At 64.5% G+C, this 18879-nt stretch carries 14 protein-coding genes; 11 read left to right on the top strand and 3 right to left on the bottom strand.

Annotated features, from left to right (window positions below; translation table 11 throughout):
- Positions 1-228 precede the first annotated feature (228 nt).
- The 4 genes from HTZ84_RS11245 to HTZ84_RS11230 all read left to right on the top strand — a co-directional run bounded on the left by HTZ84_RS11245 (position 229) and on the right by HTZ84_RS11230 (position 6451).
- Positions 229-1917 carry an alkaline phosphatase family protein gene (locus tag HTZ84_RS11245; protein WP_174680765.1) on the top strand — a complete coding sequence of 563 codons (1689 nt, stop codon included), beginning with the start codon at positions 229-231 and terminating at the stop codon, positions 1915-1917.
- 103 nt (positions 1918-2020) lie between these two features.
- On the top strand, positions 2021-2677 hold the full coding sequence (locus tag HTZ84_RS11240; protein ID WP_174680764.1) for a helix-turn-helix domain-containing protein: 657 nt from the start codon (positions 2021-2023) through the stop codon (positions 2675-2677).
- Positions 2678-2974: 297 nt separating this feature from the next.
- A complete protein-coding gene (locus HTZ84_RS11235; protein ID WP_394353266.1) occupies positions 2975-4630 on the top strand; it encodes a right-handed parallel beta-helix repeat-containing protein in 1656 nt (551 codons plus the stop codon).
- A gap of 180 nt (positions 4631-4810) precedes the next feature.
- A complete protein-coding gene (locus HTZ84_RS11230) occupies positions 4811-6451 on the top strand; it encodes a flippase (RefSeq protein WP_174680762.1) in 1641 nt (546 codons plus the stop codon).
- A gap of 322 nt (positions 6452-6773) precedes the next feature.
- Here the strand turns inward: HTZ84_RS11230 and HTZ84_RS11225 are convergent, their stop codons facing one another.
- Positions 6774-7829 (bottom strand): glycosyltransferase family 2 protein, encoded by a 1056-nt coding sequence (locus HTZ84_RS11225; protein ID WP_174680761.1) that lies wholly within the window; start codon positions 7827-7829, stop codon positions 6774-6776.
- Between the two features lie 323 nt (positions 7830-8152).
- Between HTZ84_RS11225 and HTZ84_RS11220 the strand changes: the two genes are divergently transcribed.
- The 3 genes from HTZ84_RS11220 (at position 8153) to HTZ84_RS11210 (ending at position 11914) form a co-directional block, all read left to right on the top strand.
- Positions 8153-9151: a glycosyltransferase family 2 protein gene (locus HTZ84_RS11220; protein WP_174680760.1), complete on the top strand. Its 999-nt coding sequence runs from the start codon at positions 8153-8155 to the stop codon at positions 9149-9151.
- A 137-nt stretch (positions 9152-9288) separates the two neighbouring features.
- Positions 9289-10449 (top strand): sugar-transfer associated ATP-grasp domain-containing protein, encoded by a 1161-nt coding sequence (locus tag HTZ84_RS11215; RefSeq protein WP_174680759.1) that lies wholly within the window; start codon positions 9289-9291, stop codon positions 10447-10449.
- Between the two features lie 151 nt (positions 10450-10600).
- Entirely contained in the window at positions 10601-11914 is a 1314-nt protein-coding gene (locus tag HTZ84_RS11210; RefSeq protein ID WP_174680758.1) for a PKD domain-containing protein, read from the top strand.
- Positions 11915-12013: 99 nt separating this feature from the next.
- Here HTZ84_RS11210 and HTZ84_RS11205 read toward each other — a convergent pair whose 3' ends face one another.
- On the bottom strand, positions 12014-13348 hold the full coding sequence (locus HTZ84_RS11205) for a polysaccharide deacetylase family protein (RefSeq protein WP_174680757.1): 1335 nt from the start codon (positions 13346-13348) through the stop codon (positions 12014-12016).
- Between the two features lie 248 nt (positions 13349-13596).
- Between HTZ84_RS11205 and HTZ84_RS11200 the strand changes: the two genes are divergently transcribed.
- Positions 13597-15288, top strand: coding sequence for an asparagine synthetase B family protein (locus HTZ84_RS11200; protein ID WP_174680756.1), 1692 nt, complete (start codon positions 13597-13599; stop codon positions 15286-15288).
- A 141-nt stretch (positions 15289-15429) separates the two neighbouring features.
- Positions 15430-15933, top strand: a complete 504-nt coding sequence (locus HTZ84_RS11195; protein WP_174680755.1) for a hypothetical protein — start codon at positions 15430-15432, stop codon at positions 15931-15933.
- 47 nt (positions 15934-15980) lie between these two features.
- Here HTZ84_RS11195 and HTZ84_RS11190 read toward each other — a convergent pair whose 3' ends face one another.
- Complete coding sequence (locus HTZ84_RS11190) at positions 15981-16583, bottom strand: DUF7344 domain-containing protein (RefSeq protein WP_174680754.1); 603 nt, start codon at positions 16581-16583, stop codon at positions 15981-15983.
- A gap of 390 nt (positions 16584-16973) precedes the next feature.
- On the opposite strand from HTZ84_RS11190, the gene HTZ84_RS11185 reads away from it, so the two are divergent.
- Together HTZ84_RS11185 and HTZ84_RS11180 are read left to right on the top strand one after the other, a co-directional pair.
- The gene (locus HTZ84_RS11185) at positions 16974-17966 is read left to right on the top strand and encodes a DUF1616 domain-containing protein (protein ID WP_174680753.1); all 993 of its coding nucleotides are present in this window, start codon (positions 16974-16976) and stop codon (positions 17964-17966) included.
- A gap of 301 nt (positions 17967-18267) precedes the next feature.
- Entirely contained in the window at positions 18268-18420 is a 153-nt protein-coding gene (locus HTZ84_RS11180; protein ID WP_174680752.1) for a hypothetical protein, read from the top strand.
- Positions 18421-18879: the final 459 nt, after the last annotated feature.

Here is an 18879-nt window from a genome sequence, read left to right as displayed (position 1 = left end):
CGCTGGAACTGCCGACGTGCTCCCGTCGATTCCGACTCCACCCGGAAGAGACATGACGGAAATTCTCCGAATTTCGGGCGTCTCCGACCGTTTAACGGAACGATAATGAAGTGGCTGATCACTCTTTCAGTAAGTAGATAGCTGTGCCGTATCGACTGAAACCGCTGCCGGGAGGGAGTCGGCAGCGGTCGACCGAAGCGACCGACGACAACCAAATCTACTGCAACGATGACACGGACGTCTGACCGTGACGACACCACACCGACCGAGCGTACCGAGGGCGAATCGGATGGGCTAGATACGCTCGTTATCGGGATCGACGCGGGGTGTCGACCGGTCTTCGAGCGACTCTTCGAGGAGAACCGGATTCCGACCATCGAGCGGCTGTGTACCGAGGGCGCAACCGCGCCGTTAGAGTCCCAGATTCCGCCGTGGACGCCGAGCGCTTGGCCGTCTATCTACACGGGCGTCAACCCCGGCAAACACGGCGTGGTCGGCTTCGTCGGCTACGACGGCTACGACTGGCACGTGACGAGCAACGACGACGTCCAGGCGCACCCGCTGTGGACGCTATTGGACCGACACGACCGCTCGAGCGTCGTCGTCAACGCGCCGGTGACGCACCCGCCCGACGAGTTCGACGGCGCGGTGATCCCCGGCTTTCTGGGGCCGGAGGATCCGCCCTGCCACCCCGAGGGACTTCTCGAGGAGGTCCGCGACGAAATCGGCGAGTACCGCGTCTACCCCGCCTATACGCGCGGCGACGACTCGCTGTCCGACGACGAAAAGATCGCGGAGTACCGAAATCTGATCCGGATGCGCGGCGAGGCGTTTCGGTACCTCGCCGAGGAGTTCGATCCCGATCTCGGCTTTCTCCAGTTCCAGAAGACGGACACGGTCTTCCACGAGTTCGCCGGCGACGAGGAACTCGTCAACCGGGTCTACGAGGCGACCGACGACCAGCTCGCGGCGGTGCTCGAGGACTGCGATCCGGATCGCGTCTTCCTCGTGAGCGATCACGGGATGGGGCCGTACGACGGCTACGAGTTCCGGATCAACGAGTTTCTGCGGGACGAAGGCTACCTCGAGACGACGACCGGCGGCAAGGGGATGCCGTCGTGGACGCCGATGCGCAGGCGGCTCCGCGAGGGCGAGGAGTGCGAGTCCTGGGAACCCGGCACGACGGCGCGTGCGGCGTCGATCGCCGCCCGGTTCGGGATCACCGCCAGCCGCATCAGAGCCGCCCTCGAGCGGGTCGGCCTCGCCGAACTCGCGAGGGAGTACGCGCCGAGTGGCGTTTCGCGGACGGCCAACGAGCAGGTCGATTTCGTTAACTCCGCGGCCTACGTCCGGGCCCGAACCGAACTCGGCGTCCGGATCAACCTCGAGGGGCGGGATCCGAACGGGGTCGTTCCGCCCGAGGAGTACGAGGCGCTCCGCGAGGAGCTGATCCGGCGCCTCCAGTCGGTCGAGACCCCCGACGGCGAGGCGCTGTTCGAGACGGTCGCGCCGCGTGAGCGGTACTTCCACGGCGACCGCGTCGAGGATACCGTCGACATCGTGACGATCCCCAACGGCTTCGACCACATGATCTCCGAACAGCTACGCGACGGGGAGTACTTCGGCCCGGCCGAACCGTGGAACCACAAGCTCGACGGGATCTTCGTGGCCGCCGGCGAGGGGATCGACGAGGAGGCGTCGCTCGATCGCGTCCACATTTTCGACGTCGCACCGACGGTCCTGTCTTCGATGAACGTCCCGTACAGCGATCGCATGGACGGAAGCGTCGCTCCCGTCGTCGATCCGGTCGATCCGATATCGTACGCGACCTACGAGGACGACGGCGACGGTTCTGATCGGTCGGAGCCCGACGAAGACGTGACCGACCGACTGGCCGATCTGGGGTATCTGAACTGAGTCGCCGACCGACTCGAGGTCGTCCCGGTTACTGAAACGGTCGCTTAGCCTCCGTATAGGTTTGGACGCCGTTCCCGACCACGCGATAGGAAACGGGCATTGCATGGGATTTATCGCTGAAGTTCATCTCGTTCACGACGAGCTCGCGTTGGCATCGACGATCGCAAACCATCCCGAGACGACGTTCCGGTACGAGTACGAGGCGTCGACCGACGACCGTCGATACCAGTTCGTCTCCGTGTTCAGCGACGACGAGACGGCCGTCGAGGATTCGATGGCGTCGGACCCGACGGTCTCGGACCCGACCCGCATCGCGACGTTCGAGAATCGGACGATCTTCCGCGTCGCACTCGAGACCGACCTCGCGGTCCTCCCCGACTGGGGCGGCGAGCACGGACTGTTCGTGTTCACGGTCACGAGCGGCGAACGCGGCTGGGTCGCTCGCATCTACCTGCCGAACCGGGACGCGCTGATCGCGTTTCGAGCGCGGTGTCGCGACCACGGGATCTCCTTTCGCGTGACTCAGCTGTACGACACGTCGGTCTCCGACAGCGGCACCTTCCACCTGACCGACCAGCAACACGAGATTCTCATGATGGCCTACTACGGCGGCTACTTCGATATTCCCCGCGGAATCACGCAGGACGATCTGGCCGAACGGCTCGGCATTTCGGACTCGGCGGTCTCCCAGCGGCTCCGACGCGCCATCGCGGAACTGATCGCGGCGACGATCGAGAACGATCGGATGCCGAATCAGTAACCGGGAGCGAAACGAGCGGGCACTCGAGGGGGGGTATTCTATCGATGTCGGACGAGCGTCAGACGGGGTATTAGATATCTTATTGACAGTATTGTTAAACGAAGTAGTAATTCAGAGAGACGTCGAATATCGGCACGAGTGCGCTTCAAACCGGAGATTATTATCTCGACAATCAGTTGTGGATGCTGCAAGTGTTGGGTAATCTACCACTACCCCATAGGGTTTCGGACTTAAAAGCTTGCTATCCGAAGCCATAGTTACTGGACCCCGTCATCACTCAGAAAGAAGTGAATATCAATGGTGGAACGAAGCGATCTGCGGTGTTCGGATGGGATGAACTCGCCGCAGTTTCAGTCGGATGGGAACGGTGCCGATCGATCTACTGGCGACGGACGAACAGGAACAGGACAAACACGACGCACGGTGCTAAGTGGACTCGCGGCTGCGGGTGCAGCCGGTCTCGGTCTGTCGACGACCGCCGGCGCTTCGAGCGCGGCGGCCCCGTACGAGGAATACCACGACGAGTACGAGAACGTCGTCGACGTCGTCGAGGCCGGCGCGGACAACACCGGAACGGAATCGATCACGCCCGTCCTCGAGGACCTGCGCGCCGACGACACGCTGTTCGTCTTCCCGGAGGGGCGCTACTACATGGACGAGCAGTTCAGATACACGGGCTTCGAGAACATCGGCTTCGTCGGCGACGACGCGACGCTCGTCCCGGCGGATTACCACGCCTTCGACGGCCCGCAGTTTCGGCTGTTCCGTCTCGGCGTCACCTACAACCCCGGCAGTCGCCTCCGATTCGAGGGGTTCAAGGTCGATCAGACGGCCCCCGATACCGGGATCCGAGCGATCGAAGCCTACGTCTCCGATCGGCTCGAGGTGCGCGACATCACCGTTCGCGGCCAGCACGACAGCGGGACGTGGGGTCCGGGACTGTTCAATATCACCGATCCCGACGGGACGGGACTCGTTGAGCGGTTTCGGGCGCCGGACGGCGGCGCGTGGGTCGAGAACACGCCGAACGCGGGCGAGCGCTGGCGCGGCCCGATCGGGATCGAGGCCAACCAGAACGCGGGTACCCTCGAGTTCAAACACTGCTGGCTTGGCGGCTTCCCGAACAACGGGCTCTACGCGGCGGGCAGCGAGGGACAGATCGTAGTCAGCGGCGGTCTCTACCGGAACAGTAACGGAGCGAACATCCGCGTCGGCGGCGCGAACAGCGTGATTCGGTGGCCGACGGTCGAGGTCGACGAGTCGCGACCGGAGGATCGATCCCAGCGCGGAATCCGGATCGAGAAAGGTCGGGACATCGAAATCTACGGTGCACTCGTCGATATCACCTCGCCGATGCCGACGAGCCACGCGATTTCGGTGATGAACACCTGCGAAAAGGCTCGGATCAAGAACACCGAGGTTCGGATCCGCGGGTCGAACGTCAACCACGGCATCGTCCTCTCGCCCGACTGCGGCGAGACGACGATCGCAGACACGTCGATCAGCCACGAGACCGCGGGCGGCTACCCGCTGTGGATCCGCGACAGCGACAGATCCGAGCGGATCCTCGCCGAACACCTCACGATCTCGGGCCGATCCGGCGACGCCAGCGGCTTCCGCGACGGGATCCGTTGTGAACGGGACAACTGCCGGTTCAGTCACATCTCGGTCACCCAGGAGGGTCGCGACGGGACCGACCGGAACGCCATCGTCAACACGGGCGCGGACCTGACCGTCTACAAGAGCGAACTGCGCGCCAGCCAGTATCCGTACCTCGACGTCGGGACCGACGCGCTCGTTCGCGACTCCGACCTCGAGTCGACGGGCGGCGAGGAAGCCGTCTGTCTCTACGCGTCCGCGGAGAACCCGACCCTCAAGAAGAATCGCCTCGCGGGCGGGATCCGCGACCTCGGCGCGAGCGGCGTCACGACCTGGGAGAACACGATCGAATAGTCGAGACGGTCACCCTTGCGAGGACGGAGATCGGCTGTGTCGGCCACTCACCGGGGTTTAACACCCGTATAATAAGTCTTCGCCGTCGCTACGTCGCACTACTGTGAGCACGCTGGATGCTGAACGGGCGTCGGCGAGGGGAGCCGCCGACCCTCAGCACGGACGCTCCCCGGTGAGAGCGTGAATCGAAGTATCGCGAGCGGCGTCTTCTCGGTCGTCAGTGTGAAGGTCGTCGTGCAGCTCCTCACTGCCCTCTCGACGCCGCTCCTCTATCGGTTTCTCGGCCCGTCGGAGTACGGGGACTACGCGTTCCTGCTGTCCGTGTTCGCCATCTACATGATCTTCGTGAGCTCCGGCGTCACCGACGGCGTCCGGAAGTTCCTCGCGGAGGATCGCAACGACGCGAACTGGAGCGAACACGTCGTCGGCTTCTACTTTCGGCTGGCCATCGGTCTCGCCGCCGTCGGCGCTTTCCTGTTGATACTCGCCGCCCGATTGGGAATTGTCGACCGCGCGTTCGGCGACGGGTTCGCGATCTACTTCTACGCGCTCGCCGCCCTCGTCGTGACGGCGCAGTTTCGCGACTACGCCCGAAAGACGCTGATGGGCTTCGGCCTCGAGCGCTACTCGGAGCCGCTGAAGATCCTCGATACGGTCGCGTTCGTCGTCATCGCCGTCCCGCTGGCGTACGTCGGGGTCGGCGTGATGGGGGTCCTCGCGGGCCATCTGGTCGCGAGTCTGCTCGTGGCCGTCGCCGGACTGGCCATCGTCAACCGCCGAGTTCCGCTGTCGTGTCTCTCGAGTACGCCGACCGAACGGTTCCCGCGCAAGCAGATGCTCACGTTCAACACGATGAGCATCGTGCTCGTGTTCCTGCTGATGTCGCTGTACCACATCGACATCGTGATGCTCCAGCGGTTCCGGACGAGCGCGGACGTGGGGAACTACAAGGCGGCGCTGGCGCTGGCCGAGTTCCTCTGGTTCGTCCCGCTGGCGGTCCAGACCGTCTTCGTCCACTCGACGTCGGAGCTGTGGTCCCAGAACCGCCGCCGAAAGATCTCGAAACTGGCGTCGCGGGCGACGCGATACACGTTCCTCCTGACGGCCGTCATGGCGGTCGGGCTGGCGGCGCTGGCCGACGTCGCCGTGCCCATTTACTTCGGCGACGAAGCCGTTCCGGCGATCGAACCCCTCCTGTTGTTGCTGCCGGGGGCGCTCGGGTTCGCGCTCGCCCGACCGATCCTCGCGGTCTCGCAGGGCAAAGGGAACCTCCGGTATCCGATCGCGGCCACCGGCGTAGCGGCACTGCTCAACGTCGTCCTCAACGCCGCGCTCATTCCGCGCTACGGGATGCACGGTGCGGCCGTCGCCACCAGTATCGGCTACGGGACGATGTTCGTCTGCCACTGCTGGAGCGCCCGTCGCGTCGGTTTCGATCCGCTCGCCGACGCGCGACTCGCTCGAGCGGCGTTGACGACCGTCCTCGCGGCCGGTCCCATCGTCGCCCTCGCGACGGTGATCACGAACCCGTGGCTCGCGCTCGCGGTGGTCCCGCCGGTCGGGTTCGGGATCTTCGTCGGCTTCGCGCTGCTGGTCGGCGCGCTGGACCCGTCCGAACCGTTCGAGATCCTCTCGGCGTTTCCCGATCCCATCGGCTCCCGGGCGGCCGCGATACAGGTGTCGTTCGAGGGCGAAGGGGACGAGGACGGCGAAACGCGAAGCTGGCTTCAGAGCCTGCTGTTCGTCGCCGGGTTGTCGCTGTTCGTTTCCGGACTCGCGCTGGGTATCCTCGGCCCCGGCATCCAGAGTCTCCTTCCCTGATCCTGATCGGTCGGCGGAGCGAATGCGACCGACCGGGTTCGATCCCGATTCGCGCGGAACGCCGTTGCTATTCCTCGGACGACCCGCTCGAGCGGGTGCAGCCGATTGGTCGATTGCGACCGTCGAGTGTAGTATTCGGATCTCCGATCGAGTTGATTCTTCGGCCGATTGAGAACTAGTTACACTGCGGACCGACGGGCCGGAACCCGACGCGAAGTGAACTCGAGAACGGCGAACAGCGACGGAAGCAGAAACCGGACGGCTGGGCGAATCACGACAACGGAACTGGAGACGCGACGAGCGATCGCGACGACGAACGGGGCTAGCGGACCTGCCGCTCGAGGTGTTCGCTCTCGGCCATGTCGAACACCATTGCGAACAGGAGGAACGCGATGCCGGCGACGAGCAGGAACACGGTCGTCGACCCCTGCACCGACGGACCGACCGTCGCGAGCGTCGCGAACAGCGTCACGGCGGCGGCGAGGACGCCGGTCGCGGCCAGTCCGGCGCCGACGAGATAGAAGAACGCCAGCGGGTGGAAATCGAGCACGAGATACTTCGTTTTCAGCCGCCAGAGGAAGTTCCGCAGGAGCATGGTCGACACCTTCGGGATGTACTCCGAGTACGTGATGCTCGACTCCTCGTCGCCGTAGACGGCCGGCATCGCCACGTCCGCGACGCGCATTCCGTGGACGTTCAGTTTCACCAGCAGGTCGTTGCAGTAGCCGTAGTACTCGTAGAGGTGCTCGAGATCGATCGCCTCGAGGGCGTCGCCGGAGATGGCCGTGTACCCGTTCTGGGGGTCCATCGTCTTCCAGTAGCCGGAGGCGATCTTGGTCAGGAACGAGAGGATCGCGTTCCCGACGAACCGAAACCGCGGCATCGCCGCGCGGTACTCTCGCGAGAGGAGACGGTTCCCCTTCGCGTAGTCGGCCTCGTTCTCGACGAGCGGATCGAGCAGTCGCGGCATCTGCGAGAGGTCCATCTGTCCGTCGGCGTCGACCGTCACGGTCGCGTCCACGCCGTCGGCGCGCGCGGCGAGATAGCCGGTTTTGATCGCTCCGCCGGCGCCGCGGTTCTCGCGGTGGCGGATCGGGACGACCCGTCCGATCGCGTCCTGAACCGACGCCCGTTCGGTCAGCACGGACGCGCCGCCGTCGGTCACGAGCGCCGCGTCGTCGGCCGCGTCGCGTCCCGCGTTCGCGTCGGCGTCGTCGCGGGCCGCCTCGAGGATCTCGTTCCAGGTCCCGTCGGTCGAGCGGTCGTCGATGGCGTAGATCCGATCGACGTAGTCGGGCATTTCGCGGATCACGTCGCCGACGAACCCCTCCTCGTCGTACGCCGGCATCACGACGCCGACCGTGGCTCCGCGGTACATCAGCGGCCCTCCGGCGGGGCGGTCAGGGCGGCGTCCCGCGCCGTCTCCGTGCGATCGTCGGCGAATCTGTTCGCCCTCACAGTGCCACCAGGTGGCACGAGCGGTCGTCTGTTCCGGTGGGTCATTGACCGGGTCGACGAACCTGTCGGCCTTTCTTATACAGCTGTTAGGCGGCGAGCCGCCCCGGTTCGGGTCGCGACGGGCCTCGATTCGCGCGTCCCGAGTCCGGCGCGATCGACTCGAGTCGAGTCGTCCGGTGTCGCCGCCGTCCCCGGCGTTTAGCGACGCGATAATAATGACTCGACCGTCCGGAGGTGGGAGAAATGCCACGAGTCAGCGTCGTGATCCCGACTTACGACAGAGCCGAGACGCTTCCGCGCGCGATCGACAGCGCGCTCGCGCAGACGATCGACGACCTCGAGGTCGTCGTCGTCGACGACGGTTCGACCGACGAGACGCCGTCCGTGCTCGCCGACTACGACGATCCCCGGGTTCGGCCCGTCGTCCACGCGACCAACCAGGGGGCCAACGTGGCCCGGAACACCGGAATCGAGCACGCCCGCGGCGAGTACGTGGCCTTCCTCGACTCCGACGACGAGTGGCGCCCCGAGAAACTCGAGGCGCAACTCGCCGCCCTCGAGGGGCGATCCGAGGAGTGGGTCGGCGTCTACTGCGACTCGACCTACGAACTGTCGGGGGCGAACGACCGCCTCCGCGGGGTCGCCGCGTCCGCGCTCGCGCGATCGGACGACGAACCCGTCCGAGAGGGCGGCGAGGAGCTGATCGGGCCGATCCTGGCCGACGAGGTGCAGCCGGGCGCCGGCTCGACCCTGCTCGTCCGGACCGACGTCGCCCGCGAGATCGGCGGTTTCGACGAGGAACTCGACCGGTTCCAGGATCCCGAATTCTGCCTGCGAGTGCTCAAGGCGGGCAAGCTCGCGTACGTCGACGAACCGCTGGTCGTCCGCGAGGAGACGGGCCAGCCGCCGGCGGCCGTCATCCGAGCGGCCAGCGAGCAGTACCTTTCGATCTACGAGGACGAGGTCGAACGGTTCGAAGCCGAGGGGTACGAGATCCGCGCCGCCCACCGGCTCGTCGTCGCGAAGGCCTACCTCTCCGAGGGGCGTCTCCTCCGCGGGCTGTGGTACCTGCGCGGCGCCGCCGCGTCCGCGCGGCAGTATCCCGGCCTCTGCTGGGCCGCCGGAAGCGGCGTCCGACGGCGCCCGCTCCCGATCGTCGCAACGATCGCGCTCGTCCTCGGCGTCCTCGCCGTGACGGCAGTCGAGCGGACCGCGATCGTCCGTCGCGTACTGACCGAGTAGCCGCACCGCCCTATCTCCGCTTCTCGAGCGGGGAGCCCGCCGATCTGCACGATTTCTGTTGGTCACATCGTCCGCGCTCTGACTGCAACTGTCTTGGTAGTTCGATAACTAACAGGAACCGCGTTGCGGGCTCATCCGTGAACGTCAGAACGCTCTACCACACGGCCAGGGCGGTGCAGGGACTCGTCGGGACCGAGTACGAGTCGGACGTCTCGCGACCGCTTCGCCGACGCCTCTGGCTCTGGCGGCGCGGCTTCCTGAGCAGATCCGACGCGGTCTACGACCTCGACTCGGAGAACTACCGCGACTACGTGAGCGACTACGAGCGGTTCGTGCGCACGAAACGCATCAACGGGACGTGGTCGGTGGCCCTCTCGAACAAGCTCCTCTTTCACCGGCTCATGCAGCCGTTCGACGCCGAGCGGATGACCGTCTACGGACTGCTCCGCGACGGGACCTACCATCCCGTCGACGGCCGACGCGGCCGCGAGATAGCTGACGGGGGGCCGACGGTCCCGGAGCCGATCGGCGTCGGCGAACCGGCGTCCGAGCCGGCCCGGCCGTCACCGCGGACGGAGACGAGAAACGCCGCCCAGCGAGTCGTCGACCGACTCGAGGTCGAGGGGCGGCTGGTCCTCAAGTGGGTCCACGGCGGCGGCGGAAACAACGTCATGCTGTGTTCGCGCGTCGACGACGGCTACCGGGTCGACGGCGACCGCTACGCCGAGGCGGAGTTCCGATCGCTGGTCGCCGATCTCGAGGACTACCTCGTCTGCGAGTTCGTCGACCAGGGAACGTTCCCGGCCGCGCTGTACCCGGCGACGCCGAACACGATCCGGCTGATCACGATGTACGACGACGTCCTCGACGAACCGTTCATCGCCGCGGCGATCCAGCGGATCGGCACGACGGACTCCGCGCCGCTGGACAATTTCACGCAGGGCGGCCTCTCCGCGTCGATCGACCGCAGGACGGGCGAGCTCGGCCCGGGCGCGCAACCCCCCGACGGTGATGGCGACGGCGTCGAGTGGCACTCGGAGCACCCGGACACCGGGATGGCGATCGAAGGGAAACAGATCCCCGGCTGGCAGCGGATTCGATCGCGGATCCTCGAGATGGCCGACGCTTGCTCGTACCTTCCGTACGTCGGCTGGGACGTTATCGTAACCGACGACGACGGCGGCTTCACCGTCATCGAAGCAAACAGCTACCCCGGCCTCAAATCCATTCAGGTCCACGGACCCTTGCTGACCGACGACCGCGTCCGGCGGTTCTACGAGCAACACGGCGTTCGGTAACGGCTTCGAACGGGCCGCCAACTACCTCGAGTCTCCCGAACTGATTCGCTCTTTACAACCGTTTCACGACGGTTTCGAAAGAAGAAAAAGAATATCTGCTGACGTTATTCTCGCGATAGTAAACACGTCCTATTCCGAATCGGGCGGTGGAATGCAGCGGAATGCGCTTTCACGACGATCGGTACTGTCGTTCGCGGGCGCCTGCGCAATCGCTGGCGCCGGCGCGACGGCAGTCGATGGGGCACAGGCGGACGGAACATCACGGGAGTCCTTCACGATTCGCGAGGGAACGGCCGAGGAGACGACGGTCTACGTCACGAGCGCGGACGTCGACGGCCCGACGGTCGTCGTCATCGGCGGCGTCCACGGTAACGAGGTCGCGGGCTATACGGCGACGGGTGCGATCGCCGACTGGGAGATCGGCGCCGGAACTCTCGTCACCATCCCCAAAGCGAACGCGGCCGCGGTCGAGAACGGGACGCGGACCGCCGACGACGGCGTCGACCTCAATCGACAATTCCTGGAGGGGCGCGAGCCGGGGACCGACCTCGCCAGAGCGCTCTGGAGCGTCGTCGTCGAGTACGATCCGGACGTTGTGATCGACCTCCACGAGTCGACGGGCATCTACGCGAACGATCCCGTTGACGGCGTCGGGCAGGCGATCTTCCACTCCGACGGCGAAGCCGCCGCGGCCGCGGCCGATGCGGCCGAGTACGTCACCCGGAACTACGTCGACGACCAGGCGCTCGCGTTTCAGACCGGGCCGTTCTCCAGTCCCGACAACGACCCGAGGGGACTGCTCGTCCACAAGGCCGCTCGCGACCTCGGTGCCGACGCGTTCCTCGCGGAGACGCTCTCGACCGGCGTCCCCCTCGAGACCCGCGTGCAGTGGCACTCGGCGATCGTCGAGCGGCTGCTGACGGACGATCTCCGACTCGAGGCGGCCGACGGGAACTCCGGTTCCGAGGAGAACGAGACGGACGACGGTTCCGAGGAGAACGAGTCGGATGACGGCGCTGACGAGAACGAGTCGGATGACGGCGCTGACGAGAACGAGTCGGACGACGGTGCCGACGAGAACGAGACGGACGACGGCGAGGCCGGGGAAGACGAGACGAACGAGGAGGACGCGACTGACGAAGCGGAGGCCGACGAGAACGAGTCCGCCGAAGACGAGACGGCGGCGGAAGCGCCCGTCGCGTCCATTACCGCCTGTCCCCGGAACTTCGTCGGGTCGGCGCTCGAGTCCGGGCAGACGGTCCAACTCGACGCGTCGGGATCGAAGGCGCGCGGCGGCGAGATCGTCCGTTACGAGTGGGACGTCGGCCAGACGGCGCAGTTCGACAAGACCGGTGAGACGATCACGGTGACGGTCGGTACGAACGTCCGCGACACGATCGTGTTGCGCGTGACTACCGCTGACGGTGCGACCGACACCGACTCGATCACGCTCTCGACGAACTGATCGGTCCGGAACTCGCGCTACTGCGGGCTTCCTCTCCGGACGAGGGCTGGGATAGAACCGTTCGTTACCGCAAGAATGGAATCAACAAACGACGCGGGCTCAGTAGAACTGTTCGGTCCGGTGCTTCCAGAGATCGTCGAACGTGATAACCTCGACGTTAGCGTTGTCTATGTGCTCGAGCAGTTCCGCGTAGTTGGTTTCGGACATCGTGTTCTGTTCGGAGAACGCGTGGAAGTTCAGAATCGTACACTGGCGGTGCTTGGCGGCGCGATTGACGCACCGTTTCGCGATGTCCAGGTCGTGGCCGATCGTCCGCGGTAGCGCCAGCGGGTCGAAGCCGTAGACGCTGGTCGTGTTGATATTACCGGACTGGTTGAAGCCGCCGCAGTAGTGGTAGTCGGACGCGATCTCGAGGCTCGTCTTATCGTAACTGTTGTGCGGGTAGACGATGTAGTCTGCGCCCTCGAACCCCTTGTTGATGTACCACTGCTTGTCGTGCTTGAAGCGGTTCCGGATCCGCTCTTCGTCGTCGAGTTCGTGGATCGGGCTGTGGGTCCCGTGGACGACGATCTGGTCGCCAGCGTCCTGACGTTCCTGAAGCTCCGCAACCGTTACGCTGTCACCGTCGTTTCGTTCGACCCAGCGCGGTACGGGGGCCTGAACGGCCGGGAACCCGTACTCGTCGTGCATCGGCGCGGCCGTCTCGTAATAGTCGCGGGTGCCGTCGTCCCAGGTCAGCATGACGTACCCCTGTTCGGGCTTGTCGTGGGTCCGCAGGTCGTCGATCCAGACCTCGGCCTGGTCCATGGTGTGCAAAACCTGAATCTCGAGGCGATCCAGGGCGTCGAGCGAGGGCTCGTAGTCGCTCTGTGAGAAGACGCCCGGACTCGAGCGGAACCAGGCGACGTCCGGGCTCCGGCAGGTGATCTCCCGCAGCGAGTACGCTTTCCAGCCGCCGAACTGGTCGACCAGCCGCAGGTTGATCGTGATGCTTTGTGGAGTCGTCGTCCGGATCGCAAACGAGAAGTCCGTATCGGTGAAGTCCTTGTCCGACACGTCCAGTTGGGCGACGATGTTTTCCTCGCCGTTCGACTCCAGTTTGAGGCTCTGGTCGCCGTTGAAGACGATTTCCTGGTCGGCGCTTCCCGACCCCTGGGTGACCTCCCACTCGGAGAGGTCGCTGAAGTCGTCGAACGACTCGCCGGGCTGGCTGTACTGCTCGCGGCTGTTGTACTCCGTCTCGAGCGACGGAACGCCGTCGGCCAGCGCCGCCGCCTGTCCGGACGACTCGTCGTCCGTCTCTTCCTCCTCCGAATCGTCGTCCGATCCGCCGAGGACCGAACTGAGTTGATCGGTACATCCCGCGAGGCCGGCGGCCGCGGCTGCGCTCGAGAGTGCGAGAACTCGTCGGCGGGTTGGTCGCTGCTGTGACATTGTCGACCCGAAGTTACCGACAGTCAGCCCATTATTATGGATCCGATAGGCCGAAATCTCCGGTTGCCTAGATCGCCGCTATACGGGCGTTTTAGCCCTTAACAATGGCATAGTAATTGTCGTCTCGGTGGAAGAGAGGAGAGCCGCGTGCGCGGTCGAGGCGACGTGGACGAGCGAACCGCCGGTCGACCGTCGTTGGTCGACTCGGCGTCCGTCCTCTCGATCGCGCGTCGCGACGGTGGTCTTCGATGAACAGGGAACTCTTCGGCGTATTCGGCGACAGAGAGACGTTCGAGCGACACAGAGCGAGCGACGAATTCGATCGGGTACTGACGGGACCGTCCGTCACCGTCGGCATCAGAGACGACGCGCTCGGCGCGCCCGGTTGGACCGCCAGCTACGCGGACGGCGACGAACGGTGTGTCGTCTGGGGCGAAGCGTACGTCCCGGGCGACGAGTCAAACGCCGCGCGCTGGCTGCTCGAGCGCTACAAGAACGTGGGCCGCGATGCCTTGGACTTGCTCAACGGGTCGTATCTGGCCCTCGTCGACGCCGACAGGGGCGACGCGTTCGTCGCGACGGATCCCGTCCGGTCTCGCGAGTGCTTTTACACCGACGCGCCGGGAACTCGCGTCTTCGGAACCGACGCCGCCGAAGTCGGGCGCACGGTCCCCGAGCCGACGGTTAATCGAGACGGCGTTCTCGAATTCCTCCACCTCGGCGTGGCCCTCGGTGAGAAGACCGCCGTCTCGGAACTGCGTCGACTGCCCATCGACAGCGCGCTCGAGGCCGACTCGATCGAACCCCTCAAGCGGTTCGTCTACCGTTCGGAGTCGTTCGATTACGTCGGCGAGCTCGCCGAGCGCCTCGAGCGGGCGTTTCGGCGGCGTTCGATGCTACCCGGAACCAAAGGTCTCCTCCTGTCTGCGGGCTACGACTCGCGGGTCCTTCTCACGGGGATTCCCGAGATCGAGCGGAGTTTCACCGTTGGCGCGCCGGACGCTCGGGAAGTCGAGGTCGCGGGTCAGCTCGCCGACCAGTACGGGGCGGCTCACACGGCGTTTCCGCCGGACGAACGGTATCTCCGCCCCGACGAATCGAAGGTCCGCTACTCGCAGGGAATCAAGGAATCACTGCACATCCACCACGCCGGCTACGCCGACGAGATGGCCGTCGACACGATGTATCACGGACTGCTCTGTGATACGTTCCTTCGCGGCCACTTCACCGCCGAGAAGACCGTCGACGTCCTCGACAAGCGCATTCCGACCGGTCGACTCGAACCCGATCCCGATCCGGTCGAGGAACTGCTCGATACCTTCGGCTACAGCCGAGACGCCAGTCGCGACCTCGCCGAACGAACGTCGTTCGGCGTCGATCCGGAGACGTTCGTCAGGGACGCGATCGCCGACGAACTCGACGCGCAGGACGCCCGCGCGGACTCCGTCCAGAACGCGCTGACCTGCGTCGGGATTTCGAACCAGCCCTCGATGCCGTTTCACACGCACTTGGCCGACCAGTTCGTGGCGTCGTTTCCCGCCATCGACCGCGAACTACTCGACTGGCACCTTCGAGCGCCGCCGGAACACCGCACGACGGAGACGTTCCTCGAGGCCTGTACGCGGGTCGACGACGACATCCTGCGACACAGACCGCCGGACCGGCCACACGACGAAACGATTCTCAACGAGGTCGAACGCTTCGTCCGTCGGAAGACGCCGCTTCTCGAGTCGTTCCAGCCGCCGTGGCCCGATCGCCGGACGCTGTTCGACCGCTACGAGTTCGACCAGCGGTACCTGGACGACCTCGAGCACGTCCACGACCTGCCGGTCAGACACAAGCTGCGGCTCGTCGATCTCCGAACGTGGCTCGAGTGCTGGACCGCGCCGTCCGAGGCGTCGCTTCCGTGGCTCGCCCCGCCGGAATTCGCGACTGTTTGACTGTTGGCACAGATTTCGGCCGCTGGTATCCTCACTTTTAACGACTCGAACAGTCGTTTCCACTCATTTAGGCCTACGACAAATCGTTTGCCCAGCTCAACCGTAACAATACTTATATACCACGCAAGACTACCGCGGAATATGCGTCTGACGCCGTCTTGGTTGTGCGCGACACCGTCGGAGCCGTCCGAAGACGGGCCCGGCGACGCCGAAGCCGAGACGGTTTCGGGTGTCACCATCTACCGGGACCCATCGACCGACCTCTCGAACGCCGACTCCGCGACCGAGTTCGTCCCGGACTCCAATACCGAGTTGTTGTCCGTTCTGGACGGGATGGAGACGCCTGTCACCGTCGACGAAGTCGCCGACGAACTGATCCACCCGGCTCGACCCTCAGTGGAAACGTGGGCGGCCGTGCACGAGCAACTCCACCAGTATCGCCTTCCGGAACTCGACGCGACGGGCCACGTCGAGTTTGACGCGGAACAGGGGCTCGTCGACCGCCGAACGGTCCGATCGGACGCCGCCAACAGGAACGGCTCGAGCGGGCTGGGACTCCGGAGACTCGTTCGACTCGCGGGACTCACAGCACTGGTTACGTCGGGGCTGGCGGTCGCGCTCCTCGCGGTCGTACTGCTCGTCTGAGTCGGCTCGAGAAACACGCCGTACGTAGTAGGGGGCGATTCCAGATATCACTCGAGGAGTCGTTTGATCGTCGATACCGTAAACAGCAGCAGGATACAGGCGCTCAGCGCGATTCCCGAGAGGAACGTCGTGAACGGTAGTTCGAGCACCGCGCCGAGCAGCAGCGCGAAGCCGAGGACCGTCGAGCCGACGTAGTAATCGTCCAGCCCCGCGTTGGACTCGTCCCCGTCGTTCGAGTCCGTCTCGGGGGCGTCCTGCAGGTACTGATCAACCATATCCGCGCGCGGTTGCCGTTCGACGATGCCGCGGTTCTTCTGGTAGTCGATGAGTCCCGCTTCGTCGAGCTTCGAGAGGTGAGACTGGTAGAGCGGAATGTAGACGCGCTGGCGTTGTTTCGACGTGAGTTCCTCGACGGTCGTATCGTGTTCCCACGCCGCGACCTGCTCGGCGATATCCCGCATACGCACGGGCTCGGTAGTGTCGCGAAGGTACCTGAGAACCAGACGACGGCGTTCGTTTTGCAGGAGGTGGAAGATCTCGTCCTTAGAGAGTTCCTCCTCGTCAGCGGGCCGCTCATCAGCGGACCGCTCGTCCGCGTCGGCCGTCTCCTCCTCAGTATCTCCTTCGGAGCTGATATGTGCTGCGTTCATTGCGCCAATCTCCCCTAATCAGAAGTGTGTAATAAAGGGTGGAAACCGTATCTCCCAACCGAATTCGTTTTAACTATTTTCATAGACGGGATAGATCTTTTTACGTTATTTTAAAACAGTGATATCACAGGATTCAGGTCACAATTCGGGCCATTCACGAATGGACGATTATTTTGTTGCTCGTATTTAATTGCGTAAATATAGCTGGAGGGTTACGCTAAATTTCTTATCGTTGTGTCGATTGGGACGTTCTAGAACCGACGAAAGATACTTATGAGGAATTATTGTCTTGTATCTGGTAGGTCAGGGGGTGGCAACCACCCGATCGACCGGGTCAAAGCGGCTTATCGGGACGATAATAAACCGCACGACGGTCGAATAACGCCGGTAATGAGCGACAGTCAATGGTGGTTCCTCGACCTGGCAGCGGTGATCGCGTTCACCGGCGCCTTCACGTTCGGCATCATTTCCGGAGTCGATGGCGTGATACGAACTGCGATAGCACTCCCGATGGTTCTCTGTTTTCCGGGGTATGCGTTCGTCTCGATCCTGTTTCCGTCCGAACCGAGCGACGAGTACCAGTCGTTCGATACGCTGAAAAGCGGACTCGAGACGCCGCGTCTGGTAACCGGCGGACTCGAGTCGGTCGAACGGTTCGTCCTGTCGGTCGTCTTTAGTATCGCCCTCGTTCCGACGATCACCCTTTTCGCGTCCGTTACCCCACGGGGTATCACCGCGGAAACGCTGCTCCTCGGGCTTGCGTCGCTGACCGTCGTGCTGTCGCTGCTCGCGATCGTGTCTCGCTACCGGTGTCCGGCGGAGCGACGGTTCGCGCCGTCGCTCTCGATCGGATCGCTGTTCTTCTCCCGGAAGCGACCGAACGTCTACGAGCGAGTCGATCCGCGGCCGTACAACGTCGCGATCGTCATCGCACTGGTAGTGCTGCTCGCGAGCGCCGGCTTCGCTGCCACCAACCCGCCACAGGGCGACGGCTTCACCGAGCTGTCGGTCCAAACCGAGAACGTCACGGGCGACACCGACACGATGTACGAGTCGACGTACGCCGCCGGCGAGACCGAGCCGTTGACGGTATCGATCACGAACCAAGAGAACGCCGAGCGCGACTACACGACGGTCGTCCTGCTCGAGCGAATCGAACGGGGGGACGGCGACGAGGTGAACGTTACGGACCGCGACGAACTCGCTCGAGCATCCGCGACGGTCGCCGACGGCGAGACGCGTGAGCAGTCGCTCGAGATTACACCGTCGATGTCCGGCGACGATCTTCGGATCACGGTGTTGCTCTACCAGGGGGAGGCGCCGTCGGAGCCCGCAGCCGGAGACGCCTACCGAACGATGCACCTCCCGGTCGTGGTTGAGTAGGTGCAGCCTCGGGGGTACTCACCGTCGCGTACGCGCTATGAATCGTGCGTGATCGATCACCGATCGCCGTCGGCGCCGGACGATCGGTACCGTCGTCGGCGCTCTGCTGTCCGTTCTCGTCGACAAGCCACCGTTCCGGACGGCCGGCGTCACGAAGACTAACTACGGGATCGCCCACTTACTGTTCGTCACGCCGCTGTTTTCGTTCGTTCTCGCCGTCGTCGCCGGCCGTCGTGGCGCTGAGAGCCGGCGGCGAGCGGGTGCGTTCGCGCTCGCTCACGCCGTTCACTTAGTACCAGGTGTGTGCGATCCCGACGCGACCGGAACGGGGGTCGCGGTTCGGGTCGTCCTGCAGGCGTTCGCCTCGGCGCCGCCGGCCAATTACGGCGGCTGTTTCGACCACGTCGTCATCTATCTCTCCGAAGGGCCCGCCGGTTCGTCACGGACGGACTGACGTCGCAGCTCTTCCGTCAGATCGATCTCGTGATCGCCTTCACCGTGCTGTGGCTGTCCGAAGGGCTGCTGGCCATCGCTGAATCTGGCGCTGGCTGCACGACTATCTCGAGCCGTAACAGGCGCCTCGAACTGGCGCCGAAACAGTCGTTCTCCGTCGGTCGTCGACGAGCGCTGACCGCGCTGCGATCGCTGCGATTGGTTCGATCGGGACTCCGCTTTCGAGAGTCCGCGACTCAGCGTAATCGATCGCGACTCGAGTTAGACAGCGGATCACCGGAACCGTATCTGTAGCCGCGTCCGAGAGACGCCACTCGCTCCCTCGAACGGATACGAGTAAAGCGACGGCTCGGAAGACGGACGGACTCGAGGTCGACACTGCGGTGCTCGTTGCGATCGAATCCCGCCGACATCGCGATGAGAGCGGCCGGTGTCGTCCGTCCTCTTGGCTCGAGATGCC

It is taken from the genome of Haloterrigena gelatinilytica (genome assembly GCF_013342145.1).
Lineage (GTDB): Archaea > Halobacteriota > Halobacteria > Halobacteriales > Natrialbaceae > Haloterrigena > Haloterrigena gelatinilytica.
The sequence above is the reverse complement of the archived record's forward strand: the minus strand, read 5'-3'. Positions and strand labels throughout refer to the sequence as shown.

Excerpts from the sequence above, each read along its gene's own strand:
- HTZ84_RS11245 (WP_174680765.1), top strand. The coding sequence starts at position 229 with ATGACACGGACGTCTGACCGTGACGACACCACACCGACCGAGCGTACC.
- HTZ84_RS11240 (WP_174680764.1), top strand. The coding sequence starts at position 2,021 with ATGGGATTTATCGCTGAAGTTCATCTCGTTCACGACGAGCTCGCGTTG.
- HTZ84_RS11235 (WP_394353266.1), top strand. The coding sequence starts at position 2,975 with ATGGTGGAACGAAGCGATCTGCGGTGTTCGGATGGGATGAACTCGCCG.
- HTZ84_RS11225 (WP_174680761.1), bottom strand. The coding sequence starts at position 7,829 with ATGTACCGCGGAGCCACGGTCGGCGTCGTGATGCCGGCGTACGACGAG.
- HTZ84_RS11220 (WP_174680760.1), top strand. The coding sequence starts at position 8,153 with ATGCCACGAGTCAGCGTCGTGATCCCGACTTACGACAGAGCCGAGACG.
- HTZ84_RS11210 (WP_174680758.1), top strand. The coding sequence starts at position 10,601 with ATGCAGCGGAATGCGCTTTCACGACGATCGGTACTGTCGTTCGCGGGC.
- HTZ84_RS11205 (WP_174680757.1), bottom strand. The coding sequence starts at position 13,348 with ATGTCACAGCAGCGACCAACCCGCCGACGAGTTCTCGCACTCTCGAGC.
- HTZ84_RS11200 (WP_174680756.1), top strand. The coding sequence starts at position 13,597 with ATGAACAGGGAACTCTTCGGCGTATTCGGCGACAGAGAGACGTTCGAG.
- HTZ84_RS11195 (WP_174680755.1), top strand. The coding sequence starts at position 15,430 with ATGCGTCTGACGCCGTCTTGGTTGTGCGCGACACCGTCGGAGCCGTCC.
- HTZ84_RS11190 (WP_174680754.1), bottom strand. The coding sequence starts at position 16,583 with ATGAACGCAGCACATATCAGCTCCGAAGGAGATACTGAGGAGGAGACG.
- HTZ84_RS11185 (WP_174680753.1), top strand. The coding sequence starts at position 16,974 with ATGAGCGACAGTCAATGGTGGTTCCTCGACCTGGCAGCGGTGATCGCG.